Origin of the sequence: Pedobacter sp. L105 (assembly GCF_009765875.1) — a bacterium.
Classification (GTDB): Bacteria; Bacteroidota; Bacteroidia; order Sphingobacteriales; family Sphingobacteriaceae; genus Pedobacter.
This window is the reverse complement of the sequence record NZ_LMUP01000004.1, coordinates 780332-802998: the sequence shown is the minus strand read 5'-3', so window position 1 is coordinate 802998 and position 22667 is coordinate 780332. Positions and strand designations below refer to the sequence as shown.

Annotated in this window: 20 protein-coding genes; 5 read left to right on the top strand and 15 right to left on the bottom strand. The window is 40.7% G+C overall.

The features are described 5' to 3' along the window. The first annotated feature begins 118 nt into the window (after positions 1-118). Together dnaE and trxA are read left to right on the top strand one after the other, a co-directional pair. On the top strand, positions 119-4552 hold the full coding sequence (dnaE, locus tag GSQ84_RS08615; RefSeq protein WP_158796834.1) for a DNA polymerase III subunit alpha: 4434 nt from the start codon (positions 119-121) through the stop codon (positions 4550-4552). Between the two features lie 134 nt (positions 4553-4686). Further along, positions 4687-5016, top strand: coding sequence for a thioredoxin (gene trxA / locus GSQ84_RS08610; RefSeq protein ID WP_158796833.1), 330 nt, complete (start codon positions 4687-4689; stop codon positions 5014-5016). An 88-nt stretch (positions 5017-5104) separates the two neighbouring features. Here trxA and GSQ84_RS08605 read toward each other — a convergent pair whose 3' ends face one another. Together GSQ84_RS08605 and GSQ84_RS08600 are read right to left on the bottom strand one after the other, a co-directional pair. Then, positions 5105-5524: a GNAT family N-acetyltransferase gene (locus tag GSQ84_RS08605; protein ID WP_158796832.1), complete on the bottom strand. Its 420-nt coding sequence runs from the start codon at positions 5522-5524 to the stop codon at positions 5105-5107. A 29-nt stretch (positions 5525-5553) separates the two neighbouring features. After that, complete coding sequence (locus tag GSQ84_RS08600) at positions 5554-5985, bottom strand: hypothetical protein (protein ID WP_158796831.1); 432 nt, start codon at positions 5983-5985, stop codon at positions 5554-5556. Positions 5986-6024: 39 nt separating this feature from the next. On the opposite strand from GSQ84_RS08600, the gene GSQ84_RS08595 reads away from it, so the two are divergent. Further along, positions 6025-6948 carry a DUF58 domain-containing protein gene (locus GSQ84_RS08595; RefSeq protein WP_158796830.1) on the top strand — a complete coding sequence of 308 codons (924 nt, stop codon included), beginning with the start codon at positions 6025-6027 and terminating at the stop codon, positions 6946-6948. On the opposite strand, the gene GSQ84_RS08590 is transcribed toward GSQ84_RS08595, so the two are convergent. The 9 genes from GSQ84_RS08590 to GSQ84_RS08550 all read right to left on the bottom strand — a co-directional run bounded on the left by GSQ84_RS08590 (position 6945) and on the right by GSQ84_RS08550 (position 14167). After that, positions 6945-7397 (bottom strand): hypothetical protein, encoded by a 453-nt coding sequence (locus tag GSQ84_RS08590; protein WP_158796829.1) that lies wholly within the window; start codon positions 7395-7397, stop codon positions 6945-6947. The two genes, GSQ84_RS08595 and GSQ84_RS08590, sit on opposite strands and share 4 nt — an antisense overlap. Positions 7398-7407: 10 nt before the next feature. Then, positions 7408-8070 (bottom strand): hypothetical protein, encoded by a 663-nt coding sequence (locus GSQ84_RS08585; RefSeq protein ID WP_158796828.1) that lies wholly within the window; start codon positions 8068-8070, stop codon positions 7408-7410. A gap of 92 nt (positions 8071-8162) precedes the next feature. After that, positions 8163-8723, bottom strand: coding sequence for an RNA polymerase sigma factor (locus GSQ84_RS08580; RefSeq protein ID WP_158796827.1), 561 nt, complete (start codon positions 8721-8723; stop codon positions 8163-8165). 3 nt (positions 8724-8726) lie between these two features. Further along, a complete protein-coding gene (locus GSQ84_RS08575) occupies positions 8727-9683 on the bottom strand; it encodes a transketolase family protein (protein ID WP_158796826.1) in 957 nt (318 codons plus the stop codon). 76 nt (positions 9684-9759) lie between these two features. Then, positions 9760-10605 carry a transketolase gene (locus tag GSQ84_RS08570; protein ID WP_158796825.1) on the bottom strand — a complete coding sequence of 282 codons (846 nt, stop codon included), beginning with the start codon at positions 10603-10605 and terminating at the stop codon, positions 9760-9762. A 214-nt stretch (positions 10606-10819) separates the two neighbouring features. Further along, positions 10820-11284 carry a thioredoxin-dependent thiol peroxidase gene (bcp, locus tag GSQ84_RS08565; RefSeq protein ID WP_158796824.1) on the bottom strand — a complete coding sequence of 155 codons (465 nt, stop codon included), beginning with the start codon at positions 11282-11284 and terminating at the stop codon, positions 10820-10822. 4 nt (positions 11285-11288) lie between these two features. Further along, the gene (locus tag GSQ84_RS08560) at positions 11289-13007 is read right to left on the bottom strand and encodes a M23 family metallopeptidase (protein ID WP_158796823.1); all 1719 of its coding nucleotides are present in this window, start codon (positions 13005-13007) and stop codon (positions 11289-11291) included. Between the two features lie 5 nt (positions 13008-13012). Beyond that, positions 13013-13624 carry a fumarylacetoacetate hydrolase family protein gene (locus GSQ84_RS08555; protein ID WP_158796822.1) on the bottom strand — a complete coding sequence of 204 codons (612 nt, stop codon included), beginning with the start codon at positions 13622-13624 and terminating at the stop codon, positions 13013-13015. A gap of 87 nt (positions 13625-13711) precedes the next feature. Then, on the bottom strand, positions 13712-14167 hold the full coding sequence (locus GSQ84_RS08550; RefSeq protein ID WP_254070808.1) for a T9SS type A sorting domain-containing protein: 456 nt from the start codon (positions 14165-14167) through the stop codon (positions 13712-13714). Positions 14168-14406: 239 nt separating this feature from the next. Here GSQ84_RS08550 and GSQ84_RS08545 point away from each other — a divergent pair, with 239 nt between their 5' ends. Together GSQ84_RS08545 and GSQ84_RS08540 are read left to right on the top strand one after the other, a co-directional pair. Continuing rightward, positions 14407-16362 carry a KUP/HAK/KT family potassium transporter gene (locus GSQ84_RS08545; protein WP_158796821.1) on the top strand — a complete coding sequence of 652 codons (1956 nt, stop codon included), beginning with the start codon at positions 14407-14409 and terminating at the stop codon, positions 16360-16362. Positions 16363-16408: 46 nt separating this feature from the next. After that, positions 16409-17326: a DUF3078 domain-containing protein gene (locus tag GSQ84_RS08540; protein ID WP_158796820.1), complete on the top strand. Its 918-nt coding sequence runs from the start codon at positions 16409-16411 to the stop codon at positions 17324-17326. Between the two features lie 74 nt (positions 17327-17400). Here GSQ84_RS08540 and GSQ84_RS08535 read toward each other — a convergent pair whose 3' ends face one another. The 4 genes from GSQ84_RS08535 to yihA are packed head-to-tail and all read right to left on the bottom strand — an operon-like array spanning position 17401 to position 22633. Beyond that, entirely contained in the window at positions 17401-19353 is a 1953-nt protein-coding gene (locus tag GSQ84_RS08535; protein WP_158796819.1) for an amino acid permease, read from the bottom strand. Positions 19354-19403: 50 nt separating this feature from the next. Continuing rightward, entirely contained in the window at positions 19404-21119 is a 1716-nt protein-coding gene (locus tag GSQ84_RS08530; protein WP_158796818.1) for a M3 family oligoendopeptidase, read from the bottom strand. Between the two features lie 5 nt (positions 21120-21124). Next, on the bottom strand, positions 21125-21991 hold the full coding sequence (locus tag GSQ84_RS08525; protein WP_158796817.1) for a UbiA-like polyprenyltransferase: 867 nt from the start codon (positions 21989-21991) through the stop codon (positions 21125-21127). Positions 21992-22003: 12 nt separating this feature from the next. Beyond that, positions 22004-22633 (bottom strand): ribosome biogenesis GTP-binding protein YihA/YsxC, encoded by a 630-nt coding sequence (gene yihA / locus GSQ84_RS08520; protein ID WP_158796816.1) that lies wholly within the window; start codon positions 22631-22633, stop codon positions 22004-22006. Positions 22634-22667 lie beyond the last annotated feature (34 nt).

Sequence of the window (22667 nt, the reverse complement as noted above, 5' to 3'; positions counted from 1 at the left end):
TGCCTTTAGGATACAAGACCTTCCCTTTAATTTAACTTTTATGTATAGTTAAGCATTTAAAAAAACGTAATTTTGTGTATCACTTTGTTTAAAAACAGGGATTCTTAATTACCCATCTATGTATTTAATTTTTGATACCGAAACTACAGGTTTACCTGCCAATTATAACGCTCCGGTAAGTGACACCAATAATTGGCCCAGGTGTATCCAGATAGCCTGGCAGCTGCATGATGAATTGGGAAACCTGATCGAGCATCAGGATTACCTGGTAAAACCTGATGGTTTTAATATCCCTTATGATGCAGAACGCATACATGGGATCTCAACAGAACTAGCCGCCGAACAGGGTATTGAACTTGCAGAGGTGCTGGAGAAATTTAACATCGCGCTTTCTAAATCAAAGTTCGTTGTCGGTCAGAACATTGGTTTTGATGTGAACATCATGGGGTCTGAATTTTACCGTATGGGCGTAGAAAGCCCTATGGCGCAGATGCCTGTTTTAGATACCTGTACAGAAGTTACCGCAGACTTATTGAAAATACCAGGCGGCCGTGGTGGCAGGTTTAAACTGCCTACGCTGACTGAACTGCATAGTTACTTATTTGGTGTTCCTTTTGCTGAAGCCCACAATGCAACAGCGGATGTGGAAGCCACTACCCGCTGTTTTCTGCAGCTGGTTAAAATGGAGGTCTTTACTCCTGAGCAGTTGCAAAGGGACCACGACTATCTCCGTCTATTTAAAACGCATAACCCCGAAGTAATACAGGGTGCCGGCCTCAAACACTATAATCTTAAAGGAGCTTCTGACGAGATCAGAAAAAGACAGGAGAAATCAGAAGGACCAGGAGTTTCCAGACAGACCATCAAAGAAAATCAGGAAGAGCTTAAACAGGCCACTTTTGTCCACCTGCATAACCACACCCAGTTTTCGGTATTACAGTCCACCATTAACATTCCTGGCCTGATTGCGGCAGCAGCGGCTGATAAAATGCCTGCTGTGGCGATGACCGATCATGCCAATATGATGGGGGCATTCCATTTTGTAAACCAGGTACTTAACCACAATAAGGGGGTAGAAGCAAGAAATAAAGCAGCTGAGGAAAAGGGTGAGGTAGCTGGAGAAGTGCCGATCACACCAATTGTAGGCTGTGAATTTTTTGTCTGTGAAAATCACCTGGATAAATCCAGAAAAGATAACGGGTACCAGATGGTGCTGCTGGCAAAAAATAAAAGAGGTTACCATAACCTGGCAAAAATGTCTTCCACTGCTTATACCAAAGGATTCTATTATGTCCCAAGGATAGACAGGGCTGTTATTGAACAGTTTAAAGAAGACATCATTGTACTTTCCGGAAACCTTTACGGTGAAATATCCAGCAAGTTGCTGAATATGGGTGAAAAACAGGCTGAAGAAGCATTGATCTGGTGGAAAGGACTGTTCGGCCCTGATTTCTATATCGAGATCATGAGACATAACCAGGACGATGAAAATGTGGTGAACAAATCGCTGATTTCCATGGCGAGAAAACACGACGTAAAACTGGTTGCCACTAACAATTCCTATTACATCAATAAAAAAGATGCCAACGCACACGATATTTTGCTGTGCGTAAAAGATGCTGAAAAGCAGGCTACACCGATAGGCAGGGGAAGGGGATACCGCTATGGTCTGCCAAACCAGGAATATTACTTTAAATCTTCTGCGGAGATGAAAGCATTATTTGCTGATCTGCCGGAGGCAATTTTAAATATCCAGGAAGTAATCGATAAAATAGAGATATATAAACTGGCCAGGGAAGTTCTCTTACCTAAATTTGATATTCCTGAGCAGTTCCTGGTGGCAGAAGATGAAACTGACGCGGGTAAAAGAGGGGAAAACAAATACCTGCGCCATCTAACTTATGTAGGTGCAGAAAAAAGATACGGGGTAATTACCCCTGAAATAGAAGAGCGGCTCGACTTTGAGCTGCAGACGATCGAGAAGACCGGTTATCCGGGTTACTTCCTGATTGTGCAGGATTTTATCCGCGAAGCGCGAAACCTGGATGTTTCTGTAGGCCCGGGAAGGGGTTCTGCGGCAGGTTCAGTTGTTGCGTATTGCCTGTGGATCACCAATATAGATCCTATAAAATATGATCTCCTGTTTGAGCGTTTCCTAAACCCTGACAGGGTGTCAATGCCCGATATTGATATCGACTTTGATGATGAGGGCAGGGGACGCGTTATGGACTATGTTATCAGCAAATACGGGGCAAACCAGGTAGCACAGATCATTACCTATGGAACCATGGCTGCCAAATCGTCTATAAAAGATACGGCGAGGGTATTGGATCTTCCTCTTTTTGAGGCAGATAAAATAGTAAAGCTAATTCCTAACCTAAAACTGGCAAAGATCTTTAATCTGGATGAAAAAGCACTGAAAGGTGTACTTCGTGCAGATGAATATGAAAAAGTTGTAGAGCTCAAAGTTATTGCAGATTCCAAGAATTTAAGTTCTGAGACGATTCAGCAGGCAAGGATTCTCGAAGGCTCTTTACGTAATACCGGTATCCATGCTTGCGGAGTGATTATCACCCCGGATGATATTACCAATTACGTACCCGTGGCGATGGCCAAGGATTCGGACCTCTATGTGACGCAATTTGATAACTCTGTAGTAGAGAGTGCCGGATTACTTAAAATGGACTTCCTGGGGTTAAAAACGCTAACCCTGATTAAGGATACGGTGAAGCTGGTAAGGCTGCGTACAGGTATTCAGCTGGACCCTGATGAATTTCCTATAGATGATGTAAAAACATACGAGCTTTTCCAGCGTGGTGAAACGATAGGGATTTTCCAATACGAGAGTACTGGGATGCAGAAGTACATGAAGGAATTAAAACCTACCGTTTTTGGAGATTTAATTGCCATGAATGCACTATACCGCCCGGGACCGCTGGAGTATATCCCAAGTTTTGTACGCAGGAAAAATGGAGAGGAAGAAATTAAATACGATCTGGATGCCTGTGAAGAATATTTAAAGGAAACCTACGGAATTACCGTATACCAGGAACAGGTGATGCTCTTGTCGCAGAAACTGGCAGGTTTTACCAAAGGTGAAGCCGATGTACTGAGAAAGGCAATGGGTAAGAAACAGAAAGAGGTACTGGATAAGATGAAACCTAAATTTGTGTCGCAGGCCGCAGAAAAAGGTCATTCACCAGCTACTTTAGAGAAGATCTGGAAAGACTGGGAAGCATTCGCTTCTTACGCTTTTAATAAATCACACTCTACCTGTTATGCCTGGATTGCCTACCAGACAGCTTATTTAAAGGCGCATTATCCGGCAGAATACATGGCTGCGGTACTGACGAATAATATGAGCGACATCAAGCAGGTTGCATTTTTCATGGAGGAGTGTAAACAGATGGGTGTACAGGTACTCGGACCTGATGTAAATGAGTCTATTCTGAAATTCTCAGTTAATGTAAATGGTGAAGTACGTTTTGGCCTTTCGGGAATAAAAGGGGTAGGTGAAAAAGCGGTCGAAAGTATTATTGAGGAACGTGCAAAAGGACATTATACCAGTGTATACGATTTTGCCAAACGATCTAATACCAGGACGGTAAATAAAAAAGCATATGAGAGTTTTGTTTACAGTGGTGCTTTTGATAGTTTTAAATATCACCGTGCGCAGTATTTCTTTGTAGGACAGAACGATAAATTGAATGGGATAGAGAAACTGATCAAATTCTCTAACGATTTTCAGAATAACGAATCTTCTTCACAGTCATCATTGTTTGGCGGCACCATTGCAGATATGATCCAGGAACCTACTTTACCGGTTGCCGCAGAATGGAGTTTGATCGACAGGCTGAAATACGAAAAAGACGCCATAGGAATCTTTTTAAGCGGCCATCCGCTGGATAATTATAAAGTTGAATTAAAAGAGTTCTGCCAGCATTCTGTGCGGCACCTCTCCCTGGTGAATAAGATCAGAATGGGCGATACCAATGAAGAAGTGCTTGCAGAGTTCTCCTCTATAAAGAACAGGGAGCTGGTTGTAGGAGGGCTGGTTGTCCTTTCTGCGCAGCGCATGACAAAAACAGGAAAACCGTTTGGGACTATTGTCTTTGAGGATTATAATGATAGCTGTGAGCTGGCTTTATTTGGAGACGATTTTGTGAAGTTCAAGCAATACATGGCCGATGGATACTTTCTGCGGATTCGCGGGCAGGTGGGGGAGCGCTTCCGTAAGGAGGGCGACTGGGAGTTTAAAATCTCCTCTATTGAGCTGTTATCTGAATTAAGGGATAAATATGCAAAAGGAATTAAGCTCCATCTTCCGATCCATGGAATAAATGATAACCTGATTGCGCAGATTTATGCCATAATAGAGGAAAATAAGGTCAATACAGAACAGCAAAAGTGTACACTCAATTTTATTATTCATGATACGGAAAAAAGTATTAATCTGGAATTACCGTCCAAATCATTAAAAGTTAATCCGAATAATGATTTTCTTGATCAGCTAACTGCATTAAATACAGTTAATTATGAAATCTGTAAATAATGTTTTGGGCATGCGATCAGTTAATCGACATATCGTAAAGCATAGATATAAGTTGAACTAATGTCATTTTGACATTCAAAAAATTGATGGCATTACAATTGATTATATCTTTGTATATAAATAAATAGATAATTATGGCTTTAGAAATCACAGATGCCAACTTCGAGGAAGTTGTGTTGAAATCAGATAAACCCGTTTTAGTAGACTTTTGGGCAGAATGGTGTGGTCCATGTCGCATGGTAGGTCCTGTAGTAGATGAAATATCAAAAGAATACGAAGGAAAAGCGATAGTAGGGAAAGTGAATGTAGATAACAACCCACAGATCGCTACTCAGTTCGGTATTCGTAATATTCCTGCTTTATTATATTTTAAAAATGGAGAAGTAGTTGATAAGCAAGTTGGTGCTGTTCCTAAATCTGTATTAGCAGGTAAACTGGATAAGCAATTAGAACCAGTTGCATAAGCAATTCTAATTAATATACACGAGCAAAATGAGCTGCCTTCATTCATGGAGACAGCTTTTTTTATGTCCTGATTTTAAATTCAGATTATCAGGAATTGACCAGTAAATAATACCTGCCCATTACATCATCACCTGTCATTTCAAATTTCCAGCCCTGAGATTTGTAAAATGTTACTGCACTTTTATTTTTAACCAGGCATTTTAGCCTTACTGGCTGATGAAGCATGACAACAGCTGCGTTTAAGAGTGCTTTTCCTATTCCTTTTTTATGATAATGTGCATCCACATATAAATGATGGATAAAACTTTCTTGCGGGTAAAAGGCAATAAAGCCCGCCAGTATAGATTGATCTTCGGCAACAAGGATTTGCTCACCGGCAGTGGCTGCATCGAAATCTTCCAATGTATAGGAAGAGATATCTACCCAATTAAACGTTGCTATACGTCCATTAAGATAGATCTTTTGCATCACCTTACGATCTTCTTCTTTAAAGGGCCTGATGTTCATAAAATAGCTTTAATGGCAAGTAATTGATCTTATTCCTGCCTGGTTTCTATCTTCAGGATGTAATCACTCCAAAAACAAAACAGCGTCATCAAAATTAAAATACCAATTTGAAGGTTACTCACTGGTGCGGGCTGCTGTTTAGTCATATTGAATATACCGGTTCTGGCTGCTATGGCGATAACAACGGCAATGACGAACAGCCATTTGAAATTAGCCGTGCTTGTGGCCAGCCTGGTTACAGCTAGCGGTGTCAGCATAAACGCACGCAGCGTATTTACAATCAGTACCAGGAACAGGATGCATAACAATAGATATTTTAAAAACGTTATCAATATAATCGGTTGCTCCTGAATAGTTTTGCCTAACAGATAACCTGAAGTAACTATAGCGCTAAGAAACAAAAGCAGGTAAAGTATAACAATAACTCTTAAGGTTATCCGGTGTTTAACAGGTTGGTTCATTATAGGGGCAAGTTATATTTCTTTTGTTAAATTTACAAAATGGAGTCTTTTACAGATCAGTCTAGCGGGCAACCGGTCAGTAACCTGGAGTTATTGGCCAGGCACGTAGTGGAAGGTTTTATCACTGGCTTACACAAGAGTCCGTTTCATGGGTTTTCAGTAGAATTTGCGGAGCATAGGGCATACAATGCAGGCGACAATGTAAGGAACATCGACTGGAAGTTATTTGGGCGAACAGAGAAATTATATACCAAAAGATATGAAGAAGAAACAAATCTGCGCTGTCAGTTTGTAATTGATACCTCTTCGTCGATGTACTTTCCTCAGGGAGAAAAGGAGAATAAACTCAGCTTTTCTGTGCAATCGGTAGCCGCACTGATCTACCTGCTGAAAAGACAAAGAGATGCTTTCGGACTGAGCTTATTTAATGATGAAATTAAACTGAGCACGCCTGCAAGGTCAACAACGGTGCACCAGCAATTCCTGTTGTCCCGTTTGCAGGAAGTATTAGCTGCCCCTTCGCTTCATGCGGGGACTAACCTGAAACGGTCGCTGCACCAGATTGCCGAATCTATCCATAAACGCTCTTTGGTAATTGTCTTTAGCGATCTGCTGACCACTATTTATGATGAAACGCAGCAGGCTGCATTATTTTCTGCCCTACAGCATTTAAAATTTAACAAACATGAAGTGATTATCTTCAGCGTAAGTGACCATGCGAAAGAAGTAGAATTTAATTTTGAAAACAGGCCTTATGAATTTGTTGATATGGAAACGGGAGAAACTGTAAAAGCGAATGCTTCCACAGTGAAAGAGGTTTATTTAACTGCTTATCAGGCCTACCGGAAAATGATCGCCCTGAAATGCGCGCAATATAAAATAGATTTGATTGAGGCAGATATAGCCGAAGGATATTCAGCAATTTTATCAGCCTATCTGATCAAAAGGCAAAAAATGAATTAAGGTCTTTTGTTTTCCCTGTATTTGCTTAATAATTCTCTTTTAAATGTTTCCTGGGCACGGTAATATTTACCTACCGTTTTGATAGGAAGGCTATTTTTAAGCTTGGTATAATACTTACGTTCAATATTAAGGTCTCTTTGTTTGAAGTCAAGTTCATTGGTAATTAGGGTTTGTACTTCAGTATCCGAAAGGTTATCAATTTCATTGATCTTTCTAAAACTGATCATTTTCTCCCTGCGTTCCTGGCGTAATTCAGCCTGTTCACGTTGCCATGCTGTGTATATGGGCCAGAAAATCCTCGCTTCTTCTGGAGTAAGCTCTAACTTTTCTTTTAAATAAGAAACTTTGTAGGCATTGATCTCATTCATCCTACCACCATTATCAGGTCGCTGTGCAGCAACTAAAAAGGGTAAGAAAAGTAAAAAAACGGCGGCAAGTATGTTTTTCATGGTGAATTAATTATAATGCAGAAGACAGGTCACTTTGAGAATAATTGTTTAGAATGTAAGTCTCCAGATCGGTATTCGTTGTATTAGTACTTTGGGCATCTACATTGGTGCCCTGGATATTATCGATGATATCCTGTTCATCTATATCATATAACATTTGCTCATTAGCAACCTCTGTATTCATAGATTCCCTTTGGTGATTGATATACAATCCAAATGTGCTCACTAAAACAAAACATGCTGCAGAAGCATATTTTAGCAAACCTGAATGCCATAAACGGACTATTTTAGAACTTTTTTTTCCAGAAATATTGTGTCCTGTTGTTTTTTCCAGAATTCTGGAGGATAACGTTTCAAAATAAAGATCAGGAGTAGTATACCCGTCAGCTTTAGGTAGAGAGAAAGTGATAGCTTCATCAGCTTCCTCATCGTCTATATCACTTGCAATTGCTTTAGCAAAGCGCGACTGTGCATCGCTGAAATATGAAGAAGGGACGGTAAATCCGGACGCAGGAATAGCGTCTTTCAACTCCTCGAAATAAACCGAGCTGTTAATTAAATCAGGTAACGAGTTGAAATATTGTTCCGGAATAAGGAATGGGTTTTGTATAGGCAGACTGGCCAGGTAAGGGGCTTCTGCTTTCCATTCGTTGTTTTCTGCATCAGTTTTCATCTATCAATAATTTAAGCTAGTCGGGCAAATTCAGACAGGGGAAAATTCCCTGTGGTTTTTCAGTTATATGGATGTATAAAAACGCAAAAGGTTTAAAAGGAAATGTCATCATTTAGCATAAAAACTTCAATTTTTTTTACGGCAATATGAAATGATGCTTTTAATGCCCCAACCGATGTACCGAGTATGTCAGAAATCTCTTCATACTTCAGATCGTCATAATATTTCATGTTAAATATCAGGCGCTGTTTCTCCGGCAGGGTAAGTAGTGCCTGCTGTAATTTCATCTGAATCTTATCACCGTTGAAATAAGAGGCGGCTACCAAACTTTCAGAGAGTTCTTCAGAAACTTCATCCAGCGGTGTATTGTTCTGCTGTTTCTTTTTATTCAGAAAGGTAATACTTTCGTTGGTGGCGATGCGGTAGATCCAGGTATACAGCTTAGAATCGCTGCGGAATTTGGCCAGGTTTTTCCATACTTTGATAAAAACCTCCTGTACCAGGTCGTCTGCATCATCATGGTCTATTACCAGTCTGCGTACATGCCAGTAGATCTTTTCCTGATATTTTGTGATAAGCAGGTTAAAGGCTTCATTACGTGTCTTCTCAATTGAGAATTTTGCTAATATTTCTTCGTCTTCAACCTGCTTCATCAACTATTTTTTTCTTTTTATTACTTTTTGAGCTGCCTCAACGATGTTGATGGTATCCAGCCCGTATTTGGTCATTAATTCATCTGGAGTTCCACTTTCTCCAAAACTGTCGTTTACTGCAACGAATTCTTGTGGAGAAGGCAATTCTGTAGTTAACAAACGAGCTACACTTTCACCCAATCCGCCAAATTTGTTGTGCTCTTCGCAAGTCACTACACATCCGGTTTTTTTCAACGATTTAAGGATCGCCTCTTCATCTAACGGTTTAATGGTGTGAATGTTTATAATTTCTGCATCAATACCCAGTGCCGCCAGTTGTTCGCCTGCTTCAATAGCTTTCCAAACCATGTGTCCTGTAGCAATGATCGTTACATCAGTACCTTCATTTACCATCCATGCTTTACCGATCTCAAACTTTTGATCAGGATCTGTAAATACCGGAATACTTGGTCTTCCGAAGCGAAGATAAACAGGACCTTCGTATTCTGCAATAGCTAAGGTTGCTGCTTTAGTCTGATTGTAATCACAAGGGTTGATCACTACCATACCAGGAAGCATTTTCATCAGGCCTATATCTTCCAGGATCTGATGGGTAGCACCATCTTCACCCAAAGTTAAACCTGCGTGTGAAGCACAAATTTTTACGTTTTTGTAAGAGTAAGCAACAGATTGTCTGATCTGGTCATAAACCCGTCCCGTAGAAAAGTTCGCAAATGTACCTGTGAAAGGGATTTTACCTCCAATGGTCATGCCTGCTGCTATACCGATCATGTTCGCTTCAGCAATTCCTATCTGCACAAATCTGTCAGGAAATTCGTTTGCAAAAGCATCCATCTTCATTGATCCTTTCAAATCTGCTGTTAATGCGATGATGTTAGGATTTTTCTGACCTGCCTCATGTAAGCCAACGCCAAAACCAGAACGTGTATCTTTCTTTTCTGTATATGTATATTTTTTCATTATTGAGCTATTTTTTGAATGGTGATTTTGTATCACCTGTTATTGTCATTTTAATGGACCTGTTAACGGGAAGCGATTAGTAATCTCCTAATGTTTCTTTGTTCTGTGCCAATGCTGAAGCCAATTGCTCATCATTTGGCGCAGTACCGTGCCATTTGTGTGAACCTACCATGAAATCAACACCGTTACCCATTTGAGTGCTCATTAAATTCAAAATAGGTCTTCCTTTACCTGTTAACGATTTAGCATACTCCAAAGATTTCACGATTTCTCCCATGTCATTTCCGCTGGAAGTGATCACATGCCATCCAAAAGCTTCAAACTTAGCCTGAAGGCTCTCTAATGATAATACTTTTTCTGTAGGGCCATCAATTTGCTGTCCGTTATAATCAATGGTAGAAATCAGGTTATCCACTTTATTGAACGGGGCAAACATGATAGCTTCCCAGTTTTGACCTTCCTGTAATTCCCCGTCACCGTGTAAAGTGAATACCAAAGAATGGTCTTTGTTTAGTTTTTTAGTTAATGCCGCACCAATGGCAACAGACATACCCTGACCTAAAGATCCTGAAGCGATCCTGATACCAGGCAATCCTTCATGTGTAGTAGGGTGTCCCTGAACCCTTGAATTTAATTTTCTGAAAGTAGCAAGTTCACTTACTTCGAAATAACCAGATCTGGCTAAAACGCTATAAAAAACAGGAGAAATGTGGCCGTTAGAAAGGAAAAACAAATCTTCTCCTATACCATCCATCTTGAAATCTGTGGAATGGTGCATGGTTTCAAAGTAAAGTGCTGTCATGAATTCCGCACAGCCCAGCGATCCACCAGGGTGTCCTGACTGGCAGCCGTGTACCATTCTAACAATATCTCTTCTTACCTGAGAAACAATGTCCTCTAATTCATTGATTGTATGTTTCATTCGTATAAATTGTTTTTTACCGTTTTATATTCATGGCCCTGCAGGCCCGTTAATGTGATTACGCTTGCATTTGCTTAAAGCAGATTAGAAATCAGGAAACTTAAACATTTTCCTGATTTGGATTGCTGACCAATTATGCTGGCAAATATAGTTTATTCTGTCACTTATCGCTTACAATTAGGCCTTTAAAGGCTCTTTTAATGCTGATTGTTTGTCATTTTTCTAAAAGTTCCAGCACTTGTGCAGTTGAGTTTTTAGTGTCAACTTTTTTAATGATATGACTAAGGCCCCCATCTTCATCAATGATAAACGTAGTACGGTTGATGCCCATATATTTTTTGCCATACATGTTCTTCTCTGCCCAAACACCATAAGCTTCTACAATTTTATGATCTGTATCTGCCAGCAGGGTAAAAGGAAGACTATGTTTGGCAGCAAATTTCTGATGTGATTTCTCATCATCCACACTTACGCCTAAAACAACAATTCCTTTGGCCAGTAATCCCTGGTAATTATCCCTGAAATCACAGGCTTCAGCAGTACAGCCCGGGGTGTCATCCTTGGGATAAAAATACAAGACTACTTTTTTACCTTTAAACTGATCCAGGCTTACAGTTTTTCCGTCCTGGTCTAATCCTGTAAATTCAGGTGCCTGCTGACCTTCTTTTAATTCACTCATATGCTTATTTATAAAAAGTAATGGAATACGTTCTAACGTTCTCTTTCATGTCCTCTACTACCAGCTTCAGCTGATGTTTCCCGGTAGCAGTACGTTCATCAAAAGAGTGCCATAATGTGGATGTTTTGGTATCAAATTCCATCAATACCCAGTTGCCGTCTATATAACCGTTAAAACTTTTGATTCCTGAAAGGTTATCGTGGAGCTTAAACATCATTTTTGCGATGCCAGCCATATTCTTGCCCGAAGCTATGTTTAGCGGGGTGATGCTTGGTGCAACAGTATCTACAGCAATGTAGAAACTGCCAAAATTCCTTGGTGATGCTTTGATATAACCGTCATCCACAATTCCTCCCTGGCTCGATCCGCCGGCGCTTACAATCACAGCTTTCCCAGTTAAGCTACCCAGGCTGGCGTCTGGTTTAATCCAGAGATCAAAGCCTTTATGCAGTGGTGTCAGGTTGTTATGGATTTGATAAATGGAGGAGTAGGCTCCTCTGGCTGGTTTAGGCTTAACTTTATAAATCAAATTCAGGTCATTGTATAAAGTTCCTTTCGGTACCACAACTTTAACCCCATCTGCAGCAAATGTATTGTCTTTGTTATAAGAAAAAGGAACACCTGCGGGCTGATCTGGTGTAACAGGAGTTTTGCCATCTGAGTGCACTGTAAAAGACAAAGTACTTTTATTTCCCCTGGCATCCGTTACAATGTAATTTAGGGTATGTACCTGCTGGTCGTCAAATTCTATCCTGCCATTGTTAACCAGGTTGCTGTAGATCTGTAAAGGATTGCCCGGATCCACAAAACTCTTCTGGATACTGATCCTGGAGTTTTTAAATGTCGGATAATCAATATGGGAGTTTACGGCAATACTGTTTTCAAAGGCGAACCTTTCCAGCGAAGAAGTATATATCGTTTTCGTATCTGCTGCCAGTTCGATAGAATAAATACCTATGATTCCTGAATGGCCATTGTGCCTGTCTGTGGTGATTATTCCGAACCCAACTTCTCCACTCACGTTAATCACGCCCGGATGCATCAGGTGAAACTTGCCGGCAGCACCGGCAACCTGAAAGTATTGTTTTGGCGTGTATTCATTAAAAGGTTTTTTATTCAGCTTATAGACATATAAGGAATAAATAATCGGTGGTATATCATCTGGCACCTGGATGCCGAATAACTGCGGATTGATGGTGTTTTCTGTTTTCGTATCCCTGATCTCAAAATGCAGGTGCGGGCCACCGGAACTTCCCCTGTTTCCCGAATAGGCAATGATATCACCTTTATGTACGGGAAAAGCATCGGCTGCAGGAAATTCATCCAGTTCAAAGGTCTTCTTCTCGTATTGCAGGGCTTTCACTGCTGCGGCTATTTTTGGCGCAAAGCGCGATATATGGCCGTATACAGAAGTAAACCCATTAGGATGATTGAGATAAATGGCCTGTCCGAAACCACTGTTCTGTACCCTTAACCTGGATACATATCCATCGGCAGTGGCGTAAACAGGATAACCTTCCCGCTGATTGGTACGGAAGTCCATACCTGAATGGAAGTGGTTAGGCCTTAGTTCGCCAAAAGATCCTGCAAGGGCAGGAGGTTCAATATCCAGCGGTTGACGGAAATCTACAAGCGGATACTTGTTGCCACTAAAAATTTGCTGCGCTTCGCAGCTGAGAGTAAATGCGCTAAATAGAAAAAGGAAAATACCTGCTTTAATCATTCAGCTTATTTTATATCAAAATTTAGAAATTGTTCGGTACCTATCCAGGCTTCCAGTTTATCTCCCTGGTGCACCTGTCCAACACCTTCGGGTGTTCCCGTAAAAATAAGATCGCCTTTTTTTAGGGTAATATATTGTGAAACGAAAGCGATGATCTGCTCAAAAGAGTAAATGACATTTTTTGTGTTTCCATTCTGGCGGGTTTCATTATTGATTTTCAGTTCAAACTCAAGGTCTTTCAGGTCGGGGATCTGCGCTTTAGGAATAAAATGACTGATGGCTGCGGAATGGTCAAAAGCCTTTGCCAGCTCCCAGGGCAGGCCTTTTGCCTTTTGCACGTCCTGAATGTCACGGGCAGTAAAATCTATACCCAGGCCAATTTCATCATAATAATTGGCGGCGAATTTTTCGGCAATGTGTTTTCCTTCTTTACATACTTTAAGCACTACTTCCAGTTCATAATGGATGTTTGATGAAAATTCGGGAATATAGAATGGCTTATTGTCTTTAAGGACAGCGGTGTCTGGTTTTAAAAATATAACAGGGCTGGAAGGCAGTGGATTATTTAATTCTTTAGCGTGTGCTGCATAGTTGCGGCCAATGGCAATTATCTTCATTATGTAAGTTCGTTTTATCCTCTCATGCAGGCGCATGATGCGTAAAAGTAACTTTATATCTATTAAAAAAGGAAGGAATAATGAAAATTATAGCACAGAAATACGTTTTACCACGGTTTCTGAACCGGCAACAAAACGCAGAAAATAAATACCACTGTTCAGGCGGTTCGGGATAGTAAAGGTTTTGGTTTGTTCCCCGGCAGATAAGCGTTCATTAGAAAGCGTAACCACTTCGTTCCCCAATAAATCCATTATTTTAATAGAAATAACAGATTCGCGTTCCAGGCGTAAAATCAGGTTGATCTGATCGTCAACAGGATTAGGATAAACCCTAAGCACGGAAAGGATCTTGTCGGCCTTGCCACTGATTTTATTATGGGAAACTAAACTGTTGTAAGGGGTTAAAGCACCACCGGGAGTATAACTTGGTCTGTAAGAAGGTACATCGCCCTTAATCTGAGGGGTCTTGACAATCCTTTTATATTTCGAGCTATTGTTGATGCTGTCAGAACGCTGGGCAAAAACTGGGGCACTGCATAACATACTGATGCATAATATGCAAATTAAGTATAGGAGTGAGACCGTTTTAGTTTTTGTATTCATCTATCTGTCCGTAAAAGTAGAAATAATTCCACAGAAAAATTAAAGATTTTGAAGTATAAACAATATTTAACACAATTTAACAGTTGTAAATGTTTAATCTATGTGATAAATCTTGACATCAATCAAACTTATTTGTTGTGAGTCCGTTTAATTGAAATTATATATAAAATATTTTAAAATTGTCTGAACATAAAGATCTGAACAAACTTTCGGCAGCTGGTCTGCTGATTAGTTTGGGAATTGTATACGGTGACATAGGGACTTCTCCATTATATACCCTAAGAGCGATATTTAATACAGTGAGCGAAGGTGGTCAAACCATTAATCCGATGATGGTGCTGGGTGCGTTATCCTGTATTATCTGGACACTTACTTTACAAACAACGATTAAATATGTAGTGATCACATTGCGTGCAGACAATAAGGGAGAGGGTGGAATATTTTCGCTGTACTCGTTGGTCCGTAAAAAGGCAAAGTGGCTGGTGATCCCCGCTGTGATTGGCGGCTGCGCAATGCTGGCCGATGGTATCATTACTCCCAGTATCACCGTTACAACGGCCATTGAAGGGCTTCAGGTAAAGTTTACGCACATGAGGGTTATTCCAATCGTACTGCTTATTATTACGCTATTGTTCGTAATCCAGCAGTTTGGTACCAGCCTGGTTGGTAAATTATTCGGGCCGATCATGCTGTTATGGTTTGCCACGCTGGGTATATTGGGAATGGCCTATGTGGTACAGGACCTGAGTATTCTAAAGGCGCTTAACCCTTATTATGCTGCACATCTGATTATCACAAATCCCATGGCACTGGTGATCCTTGGCGGCGTATTTTTATGTACTACCGGGGCCGAAGCTTTATACTCAGATCTTGGACATTGCGGAAGGAATAATATCCGGGTAAGCTGGGTTTTTGTAAAAGCTACGCTGATCCTCAATTATCTTGGGCAGGGGGTATGGCTATTGCAGCACCCGCATTATGATCTTCGTCTTAATCCATTTTTCCAGATCGTACCGGAGCCCTACCTGCTTTTTATGGTCGCCTTGTCTACCATCGCCGCGATCATTGCCAGTCAGGCTATGATCAGCGGTTCATTTACCCTGATCTCGGAAGCTGTAAGGCTTAATCTATGGCCCAAAGTGAGAATTAATTACCCCAGTAACGAAAGAGGGCAGATTTATGTACCTTCAATTAACTGGTTATTGTGCGCAGGCTGTTTGTTAATTGTGCTCATTTTTAAAAGATCTGTAAATATGGAGGGGGCATACGGCCTGGCCATCAACATGACATTTTTAGCCACTACCATCTTGGTGGCCGCCTATATGATCTCCAAAAAGGTTCCCCGTTATGCAATCATCATATTTGTAGCGGTTTACGGCGCAATTGAATTTACCTTCCTGGTTGGTAATATGACTAAATTTTTTCATGGCGGGTTTGTAACGGTCATGATTGGTGCAGTATTGTTTTCTGTGATGTGGGGATGGTATGTGGCCAGAAGGATAAAAAGCAGGTTTGTTAAATATGTGGAGGTTGAAGATTATTTTGAAATCATCAGCGAACTCAGCGAGGATGAATCTGTTGCTAAATACTCCTCACAACTGGTTTACATGACCAATGCCAATTTTAAAACAGAAATAGAATCCAAGATCATCTATTCTATCCTTCAAAAAGAACCCAAGCGGGCAGATATCTATTGGCTGGTGCATGTTGATGTGGTGGATGAACCTTTTACACAGGATTACAAGGTCACCTTCTTAATTCCCGGAAAGCTGGTCAGGATAGACTTTAAATTAGGCTTCAGGGTAGAGCAGCGGGTAAACTTGTTATACCGGAAGGTGATTGAAGAACTGGTGAAAAATGGGGAAGTAGATATTATCAGTAAATATACATCGCTGCATAAACATAAAATTGCGGGCGACTTCAGATTCATCCTGCTGGAAAAACACCTGTCTAAATTCTCTAAACTGAGTGTTTACGAACGGAGTGTAATGTGGTGGTATTACTTTGTGCTAAAGAAATTAAGTCTGTCAGAAGAGAAAAGCTTTGGCCTGGATTCCAGTTATGTTGAAATAGAAAAAGTGCCTCTTATTTTCGTATCTGCGGAAGATATTATACTCAACCGTTTACCCGCCTAATCATGAAATTCAGAAATAAAATATATATAAAACAAATCTACAGCCTATGAAAAATGTTGCCCTCTCTCTATTATTGACCTGTGCCAGTGTAGTCACTTATGCACAGCAAACCCCTGCAGCTAAAAAAGACACCAGCAAAGCCGATACCGCCAAACGATGGACCATTCACGGGGAAAATACTTTCCTGATCAATCAAAGCTCCTTTTCCAACTGGGCAGCAGGCGGTGTAAATTCTGTAGCGGGGAATATTGTTTTGAATTATGATTTCAATTATAAAAAGGACAAATGGAGCTGGGATAACAAAGCCATCTTTGGTTATGGCTTAAGTAAGCAAGCGGACGTGGGTACCCGTAAAAATGACGACAGGCTCATATTGAATAGTTTACTGGGTTATCAGGCAGCACCACACTGGTTATATACTTTTTATGCCAACTTTCAAACCCAGTTTACAAAAGGCTGGCAATATAACGGTGATGCAAGAACGCTGATCTCAGATTTCCTTGCGCCTGCGTATCTTACTTTAGGGCCTGGTTTTGCGTATAAAAAATCGGACAACTTCAGGGTCAATTTCTCTCCCGTTGCTTCCCGCTTAATCATCGTCCGTAACGATTCTTTGTCTAATGCCGGCGCGTTTGGTGTCGACCCTGGACAAAAATTACATTATGAATTTGGTGCTTCGTTAGATGCTTACTATAAATTCAACATTATGCAAAACATCAGCTTAGAAAATATTTTGAAACTCTATTCAAACTATCTGGATAAGCCACAAAACGTTTATACCGATTATACCGCTAACCTATTTATGAAGGTGAATAAATTTGTAACGGTGAATGCAGGAGTAGAGATGATCTATGATGATAAAACGAATATACCTGTAGTAGATAATACGGGTACAGTAACTGGCAACAAGAAAGCTTTACAGGTAAAACAGATCTTTGGCGCTGGCTTAACCTATAAATTCTAGCCGGACGAATAAAAAGAAAAGCGGGTATAAGATCACTGACCCTATACCCGCTTTTCTTTTACCATAAACTCTTTTTATGCCAGGTTATTCTTTGGATTCAGTTTACTGTGATGGTAACCATACATAAAGTAAACCACCAGGCCAATAACCAGCCAGATGCCAAATCCTATCCAGTTGGAGATACCGAGTTCACACATCATATACAGGCAACTTAATAAGCCTAATACAGGAATAAGGGATAAGTTCTTGGTGATGCAGTAATAGGTGATCATCACACAGAGGATAAAAAAGATCCACATCGGGATCTTATGTTTAAACAAACTCCACCCGCTTTCAAACTTTTTATCGGCACTTACCTTGCTTTTTTCTACAAAACTTTGGTATTGTTCGGGAGTTAACCCGTTTAAATAAGCTTCAGCGTCAATATTCCTGGCAATCAGCTCAGGTTTATTCTGTTCTTGTTTAATCTGGTCCTGCACATTGTCCAGTTCGTTTTTGTCCAGCAGCGTAATAAAGCTGATGGGCTCCTGAACTTTGGCTTTGTTGGTTAGAAATTCCGTGGTTTCAACTTTATAAGTGGTAAATCCGGCGATGATCATTCCTGCAAATACCACTGGTATAATGTACTTTGAATTGGCATAAGGGATTTTGAACTTCCGCTGAATGTTGGGCTTGTTCTGTAAAACCAGTACACCTGCGCAAACCAGTACAAAGGCAAACAGTGTTCCTATAGAACAAAGGTCTGTAACGATGGTCAGGTTCATAAATAAAGACGGAACTGCAACCACAAAACCCACAACGATAGTCGCAAAAGATGGTGTTTTGTAAACAGGATGGATCTTAGAGAATTTTTTTGGCAGTAAACCATCACGGCTCATGCTCATCCATATCCTTGGTTGCCCCATTTGAAAAACCAGCAGTACACTGGCCATGGCAAAAACTGCGCTGACAGCAATGATGCCGCTCATCATTTTAAGGTTCACCTGGTCAAATACAAACGATAGCGGGTCACCAACAGCCAGGTGGTCATATCTTACCATTCCTGTTAATACCAGTGCAATGGCCACATAGAGAATGGTACAGATAATAATAGCCCACATCATTCCTCTTGGCAGGTCCCTTTGCGGATTTTTACACTCTTCGGCAGTGGTAGATATCGCATCAAAGCCAATATAGGCAAAGAATACAGCCGAAACACCTTTCATGATTCCAGAAACGCCATTGGGTGCAAATGGGTGCCAGTTTTTTGTGTCTATATAAAAAACGCCGACAGAAAGTACCAGTAAAATTACTACCAGTTTAACGATCACCATCGCATTACTTGCATTTTTTGATTCTTTCATTCCCCTGTATACCAGCCAGGTGATCAGGGTAATAATTCCCAGTGCAGGCAGATCTGCCACGATATGAAAATTCCCGATCTTTGGTGCTGTTATCCAGGCATTATTACTAATCCGGATGGCTTCATCAAGATTTGCGTAGTTTTTTCCGGCATTTACCAGTGCTTCAGCATGCTGATGGCCGTTATAGGCCGTCAGGTAATCCATCGTCATCCAGTCGGGCAGGTTGATACCATTGATCCCCAGTGCGGGTATGTGGATGGAGGAGAGTAGTCCGGTGAAATAGTCCGACCAGGAGATAGCCACAGTGATATTACCTACAGCGTATTCCATGATGAGCGACCAGCCAATGATCCAGGCTACCAGCTCCCCGAAGGCTACATAAGAATAGGTATAAGCACTGCCTGAAACAGGAACCATAGAGGCAAACTCTGCATAAGCAAATGCAGCAAAACTACAGGCTATCGCTGTAAAAATAAACAGGAATATTACCGCCGGCCCACCATCTGCACTTGCTTTTCCTATGGTGCTGAAAATACCTGCGCCAATGATTGCTGCAATTCCGAAAGCAGTAAGGTCCCTTACGCCAAGCGTTTTGCTCAGTGCCGAATCATGGTCTCCATAGCCCTTTTCTGCATCTTCTAATATTTTAGTGATGGACTTTTTCCGGAAGAGATTTTCAAGCATTTTTGATTAATTGGTTAGTTTTTTTGTTGAAATTATAAATTATAAGCAAACTAATCTAATTTATTCAATTCGTTTTTAACAAATAAGGCTAATTCTTTAATATAACTGCTGCTAAAATCAAATTTAATACCTGCAGTTTCGTAGATCTCATTCATTGGTTTAGTATAACCCAATGATAAGGCATCAAGATACTGCTGAATCGCTTTTTCAGGGTTTTCTTTATAGTTTTTCCAGATGGCAATAGCACCTAACTGGGCAATGCCATATTCAATATAATAAAAAGGCAATTCAAATACATGCAACTGTTTTTGCCATAGGTTTCCGAACTCATTTTCCAAACCATCCCAATTGGCAAAACCCGCACCGAATGTGCTGTAAATTTGTTTAAATGCTTCTTCCCTGTCGGCCGCATTATGCGAAGGGTTGGTATAGATCCAATGCTGGAACTGATCAATTACTGCTACCCATGGCAGTGTTTTCAGTACATCGATCAACTGTTCTTTTTTAGCCCTTACCAGATCTTCTGCGTTATCGAAATAAATATGCCATTGGTCCATAGAGATCAGTTCCATACTCATGGAAGCTAATTCTGCTACTTCAGAAGGGCAGTGTTTAAAATCATTCAATTCCAGGTTCGCAGTTAAAAAAGTATGTACTGCGTGGCCGCCTTCATGAACCATTGTGGTCAGATCTCTCATTGAACCTGCAGAGTTCATGAAAATAAAAGGGGCACCGGTTTCTGCCAGGGGATAGTTATATCCTCCCGGAGCTTTTCCTTTTCTGCTTTCTACATCAAACAGATTGTTTGCTTTCATGATAGACAGCATCTGACCTAATTTAGGATCGATGGCATTAAAAGCAGCGATACTTTTTTCTATCAGCTCTTCTCCGTTATGAAATGGTTTTAAAGCCGGTTTGCCGGAAATATCTACTTCAGTATCCCATGGTTTTAACACTTCCAGTCCCAGGGCCTCTGCCCTTTTTGCAGCCTGCTCTTTTAAAATAGGAACAATCTCGTTTTCTATCGCTTCATGGAAATCGTAACAATCTTTAACATCATAATCAAATCTTCCCAATGCCTGGAACATATAGTCCCTGTAGTTTTCAAAACCAGCATTCAGTGCTACCTGATGACGCATTTTTACCAGTTCGTCAAAGATGATGTTCAGGTTGTCCTTATCTACCAGACGTCGCTGCTGGATAGTTTCCCATGCCTGCTGACGAACCTGGCGGTTTACATCCTTAATGAAATTTGATGCTTGTACCAGCGTATATTCCTGTCCGTTGATCGTCACACTCATGGCACCGCTTGCTGCCTGGTATTTTTGTTGTGTAACCTGGATCTTAGTGAACAACTCTACATTTTCCTCTCTGTATATTTCAAGGGCTTTTTTTACTGCCCTTAAATAAACAAAATATTTATCCTTATCCAGTTCATCAATAAAAGGGCTTTCTACGAATTTTTTATTGAGCAGGTTCCCTACAGGGGAGATCTTCGGTTCTATTTCTGTGGCAAAATACTGGAAGCTGCTTACCAGCTCTTCATTGGCAGTGTCACAGCTCATTTTAATATATCTCCAGGCAAAATCTTCTTCAAGCGCTGCTTCCAGTTCACTTTTGTCCTTCAACCAGTGCTCCAGCTCAGTTACATCATTAATTGTTCTGTTCAGCAGTTCATCCAATATTGGAGAAAGGGTGTCCCATTTAATCTCTAATTCCTGAGGAATATAAGTTCTTGTTTTTTTTGGTATAATCAGGTCGATCATTTCGTTTAAAATTTAAAATAGGTTCTTAAAAAAATATCCACCAAAAAGCAAACGGCAAAAATAACCGATGCAAATCCATTGGTAGTGGCAAAGGCCCTGTTCACTTTACTGATATCATTGGGTTTTACCAGCAGGTGCTGGTAGATCAGCATGGAGCAAAAGAAAGCTACCCCTACAAAATAAGCCCAGCTAAAGGGAATATAAAGGATAGGCAGAAACACGCTAACTGCCGAAAAGAAATGTAATACTTCAGAAAGGCGCAGTGCATTTTTCCTTCCTATTGCAGAAGGTATAGAATGCAGCTTCTCCTCTTTGTCAAAGTCTTCATCCTGCAGGGCATAAATAATATCGAAGCCGCTTACCCAGAACAATACGGTCAGGGAATAAAATATGGGTACAATATTAAAATGTCCGGTTACGGCAATGTAAGCACCTATCGGGGCAAGGGATAAGCCCAGGCCTAGCACCATATGGCACAAAGCGGTAAATCTTTTGGTGTAACTGTAAAAGAGGACCACAAAGAGCGCTACAGGTGAAAGATAAAGGCATAACCTGTTGATAAAAGCAGTGGTGATGATAAACAGCACACAATTGATGATCACAAAAAGCAAAGCTTCATTGGCAGAAACCTTTCCGGCCGGGATATCGCGCATATTGGTACGCGGGTTTTTGGCGTCAATATCCCTGTCGAGGTAGCGGTTAAAAGCCATAGCAGAGTTCCTGGCAAATACCATACAGAGTAAAACCAGCAATAAGATAAACCAGTTAAAGGGATGATCTGTAGTGGTTACACCTAAGAAAAAGCCAATCATGGCAAAGGGTAATGCAAATACGGAGTGTGCAAAAAGCACGAGCGAAAAATACTTCTTCATTTTTAAAACGCTTTATAGATCTTCTCTGGGGGTCAGTATAGGCATAGCAAAATCAAGATTGGTCTGCTCTATAAAATGCAGGATCTCGTCTTTTCCTAAACCTTTTTCTCCTGAGGTGGCAAATATTGGAGGGATCTCTTCAAACCATCCTGAAAGTTCTTTTTTGAAGAGGGAAATCGACTGATTTGTTTTGGTAACAGACTGTTTATCTGTTTTGGTAAAGGCCAGGACAAAAGGAATCTGGATCTCTCCCATCCAGCAGCAAAACTCGATATCTATCTTTTGCGGCGGGATACGGCTATCGATCAGGACGAATACACACTGTAAACTCTCTCTTTTGGTGATGTAATTACGGATAAATTTTTCCCAGCTCTCGCGGCTGTTCTTAGAAACTTTGGCATATCCATAACCGGGTAAATCCACAATGTACCATTTTTCGTTAATCAAAAAGTGGTTGATTAACTGTGTTTTTCCTGGTTTCTGGGAGGTTTTTGCTAATCCATGCTGGTTTACCAGCATGTTGATCAGTGATGACTTTCCTACGTTTGAGCGACCGATAAAAGCGTATTCCGGCATGTTCGCAACCGGGAGCGCTGAAATCTTAGTGTTGCTACAAATAAATGTTGCTGATTTTATAATCATTTGACAAAGGTAGAAAATTAGTTTTCAACAATAC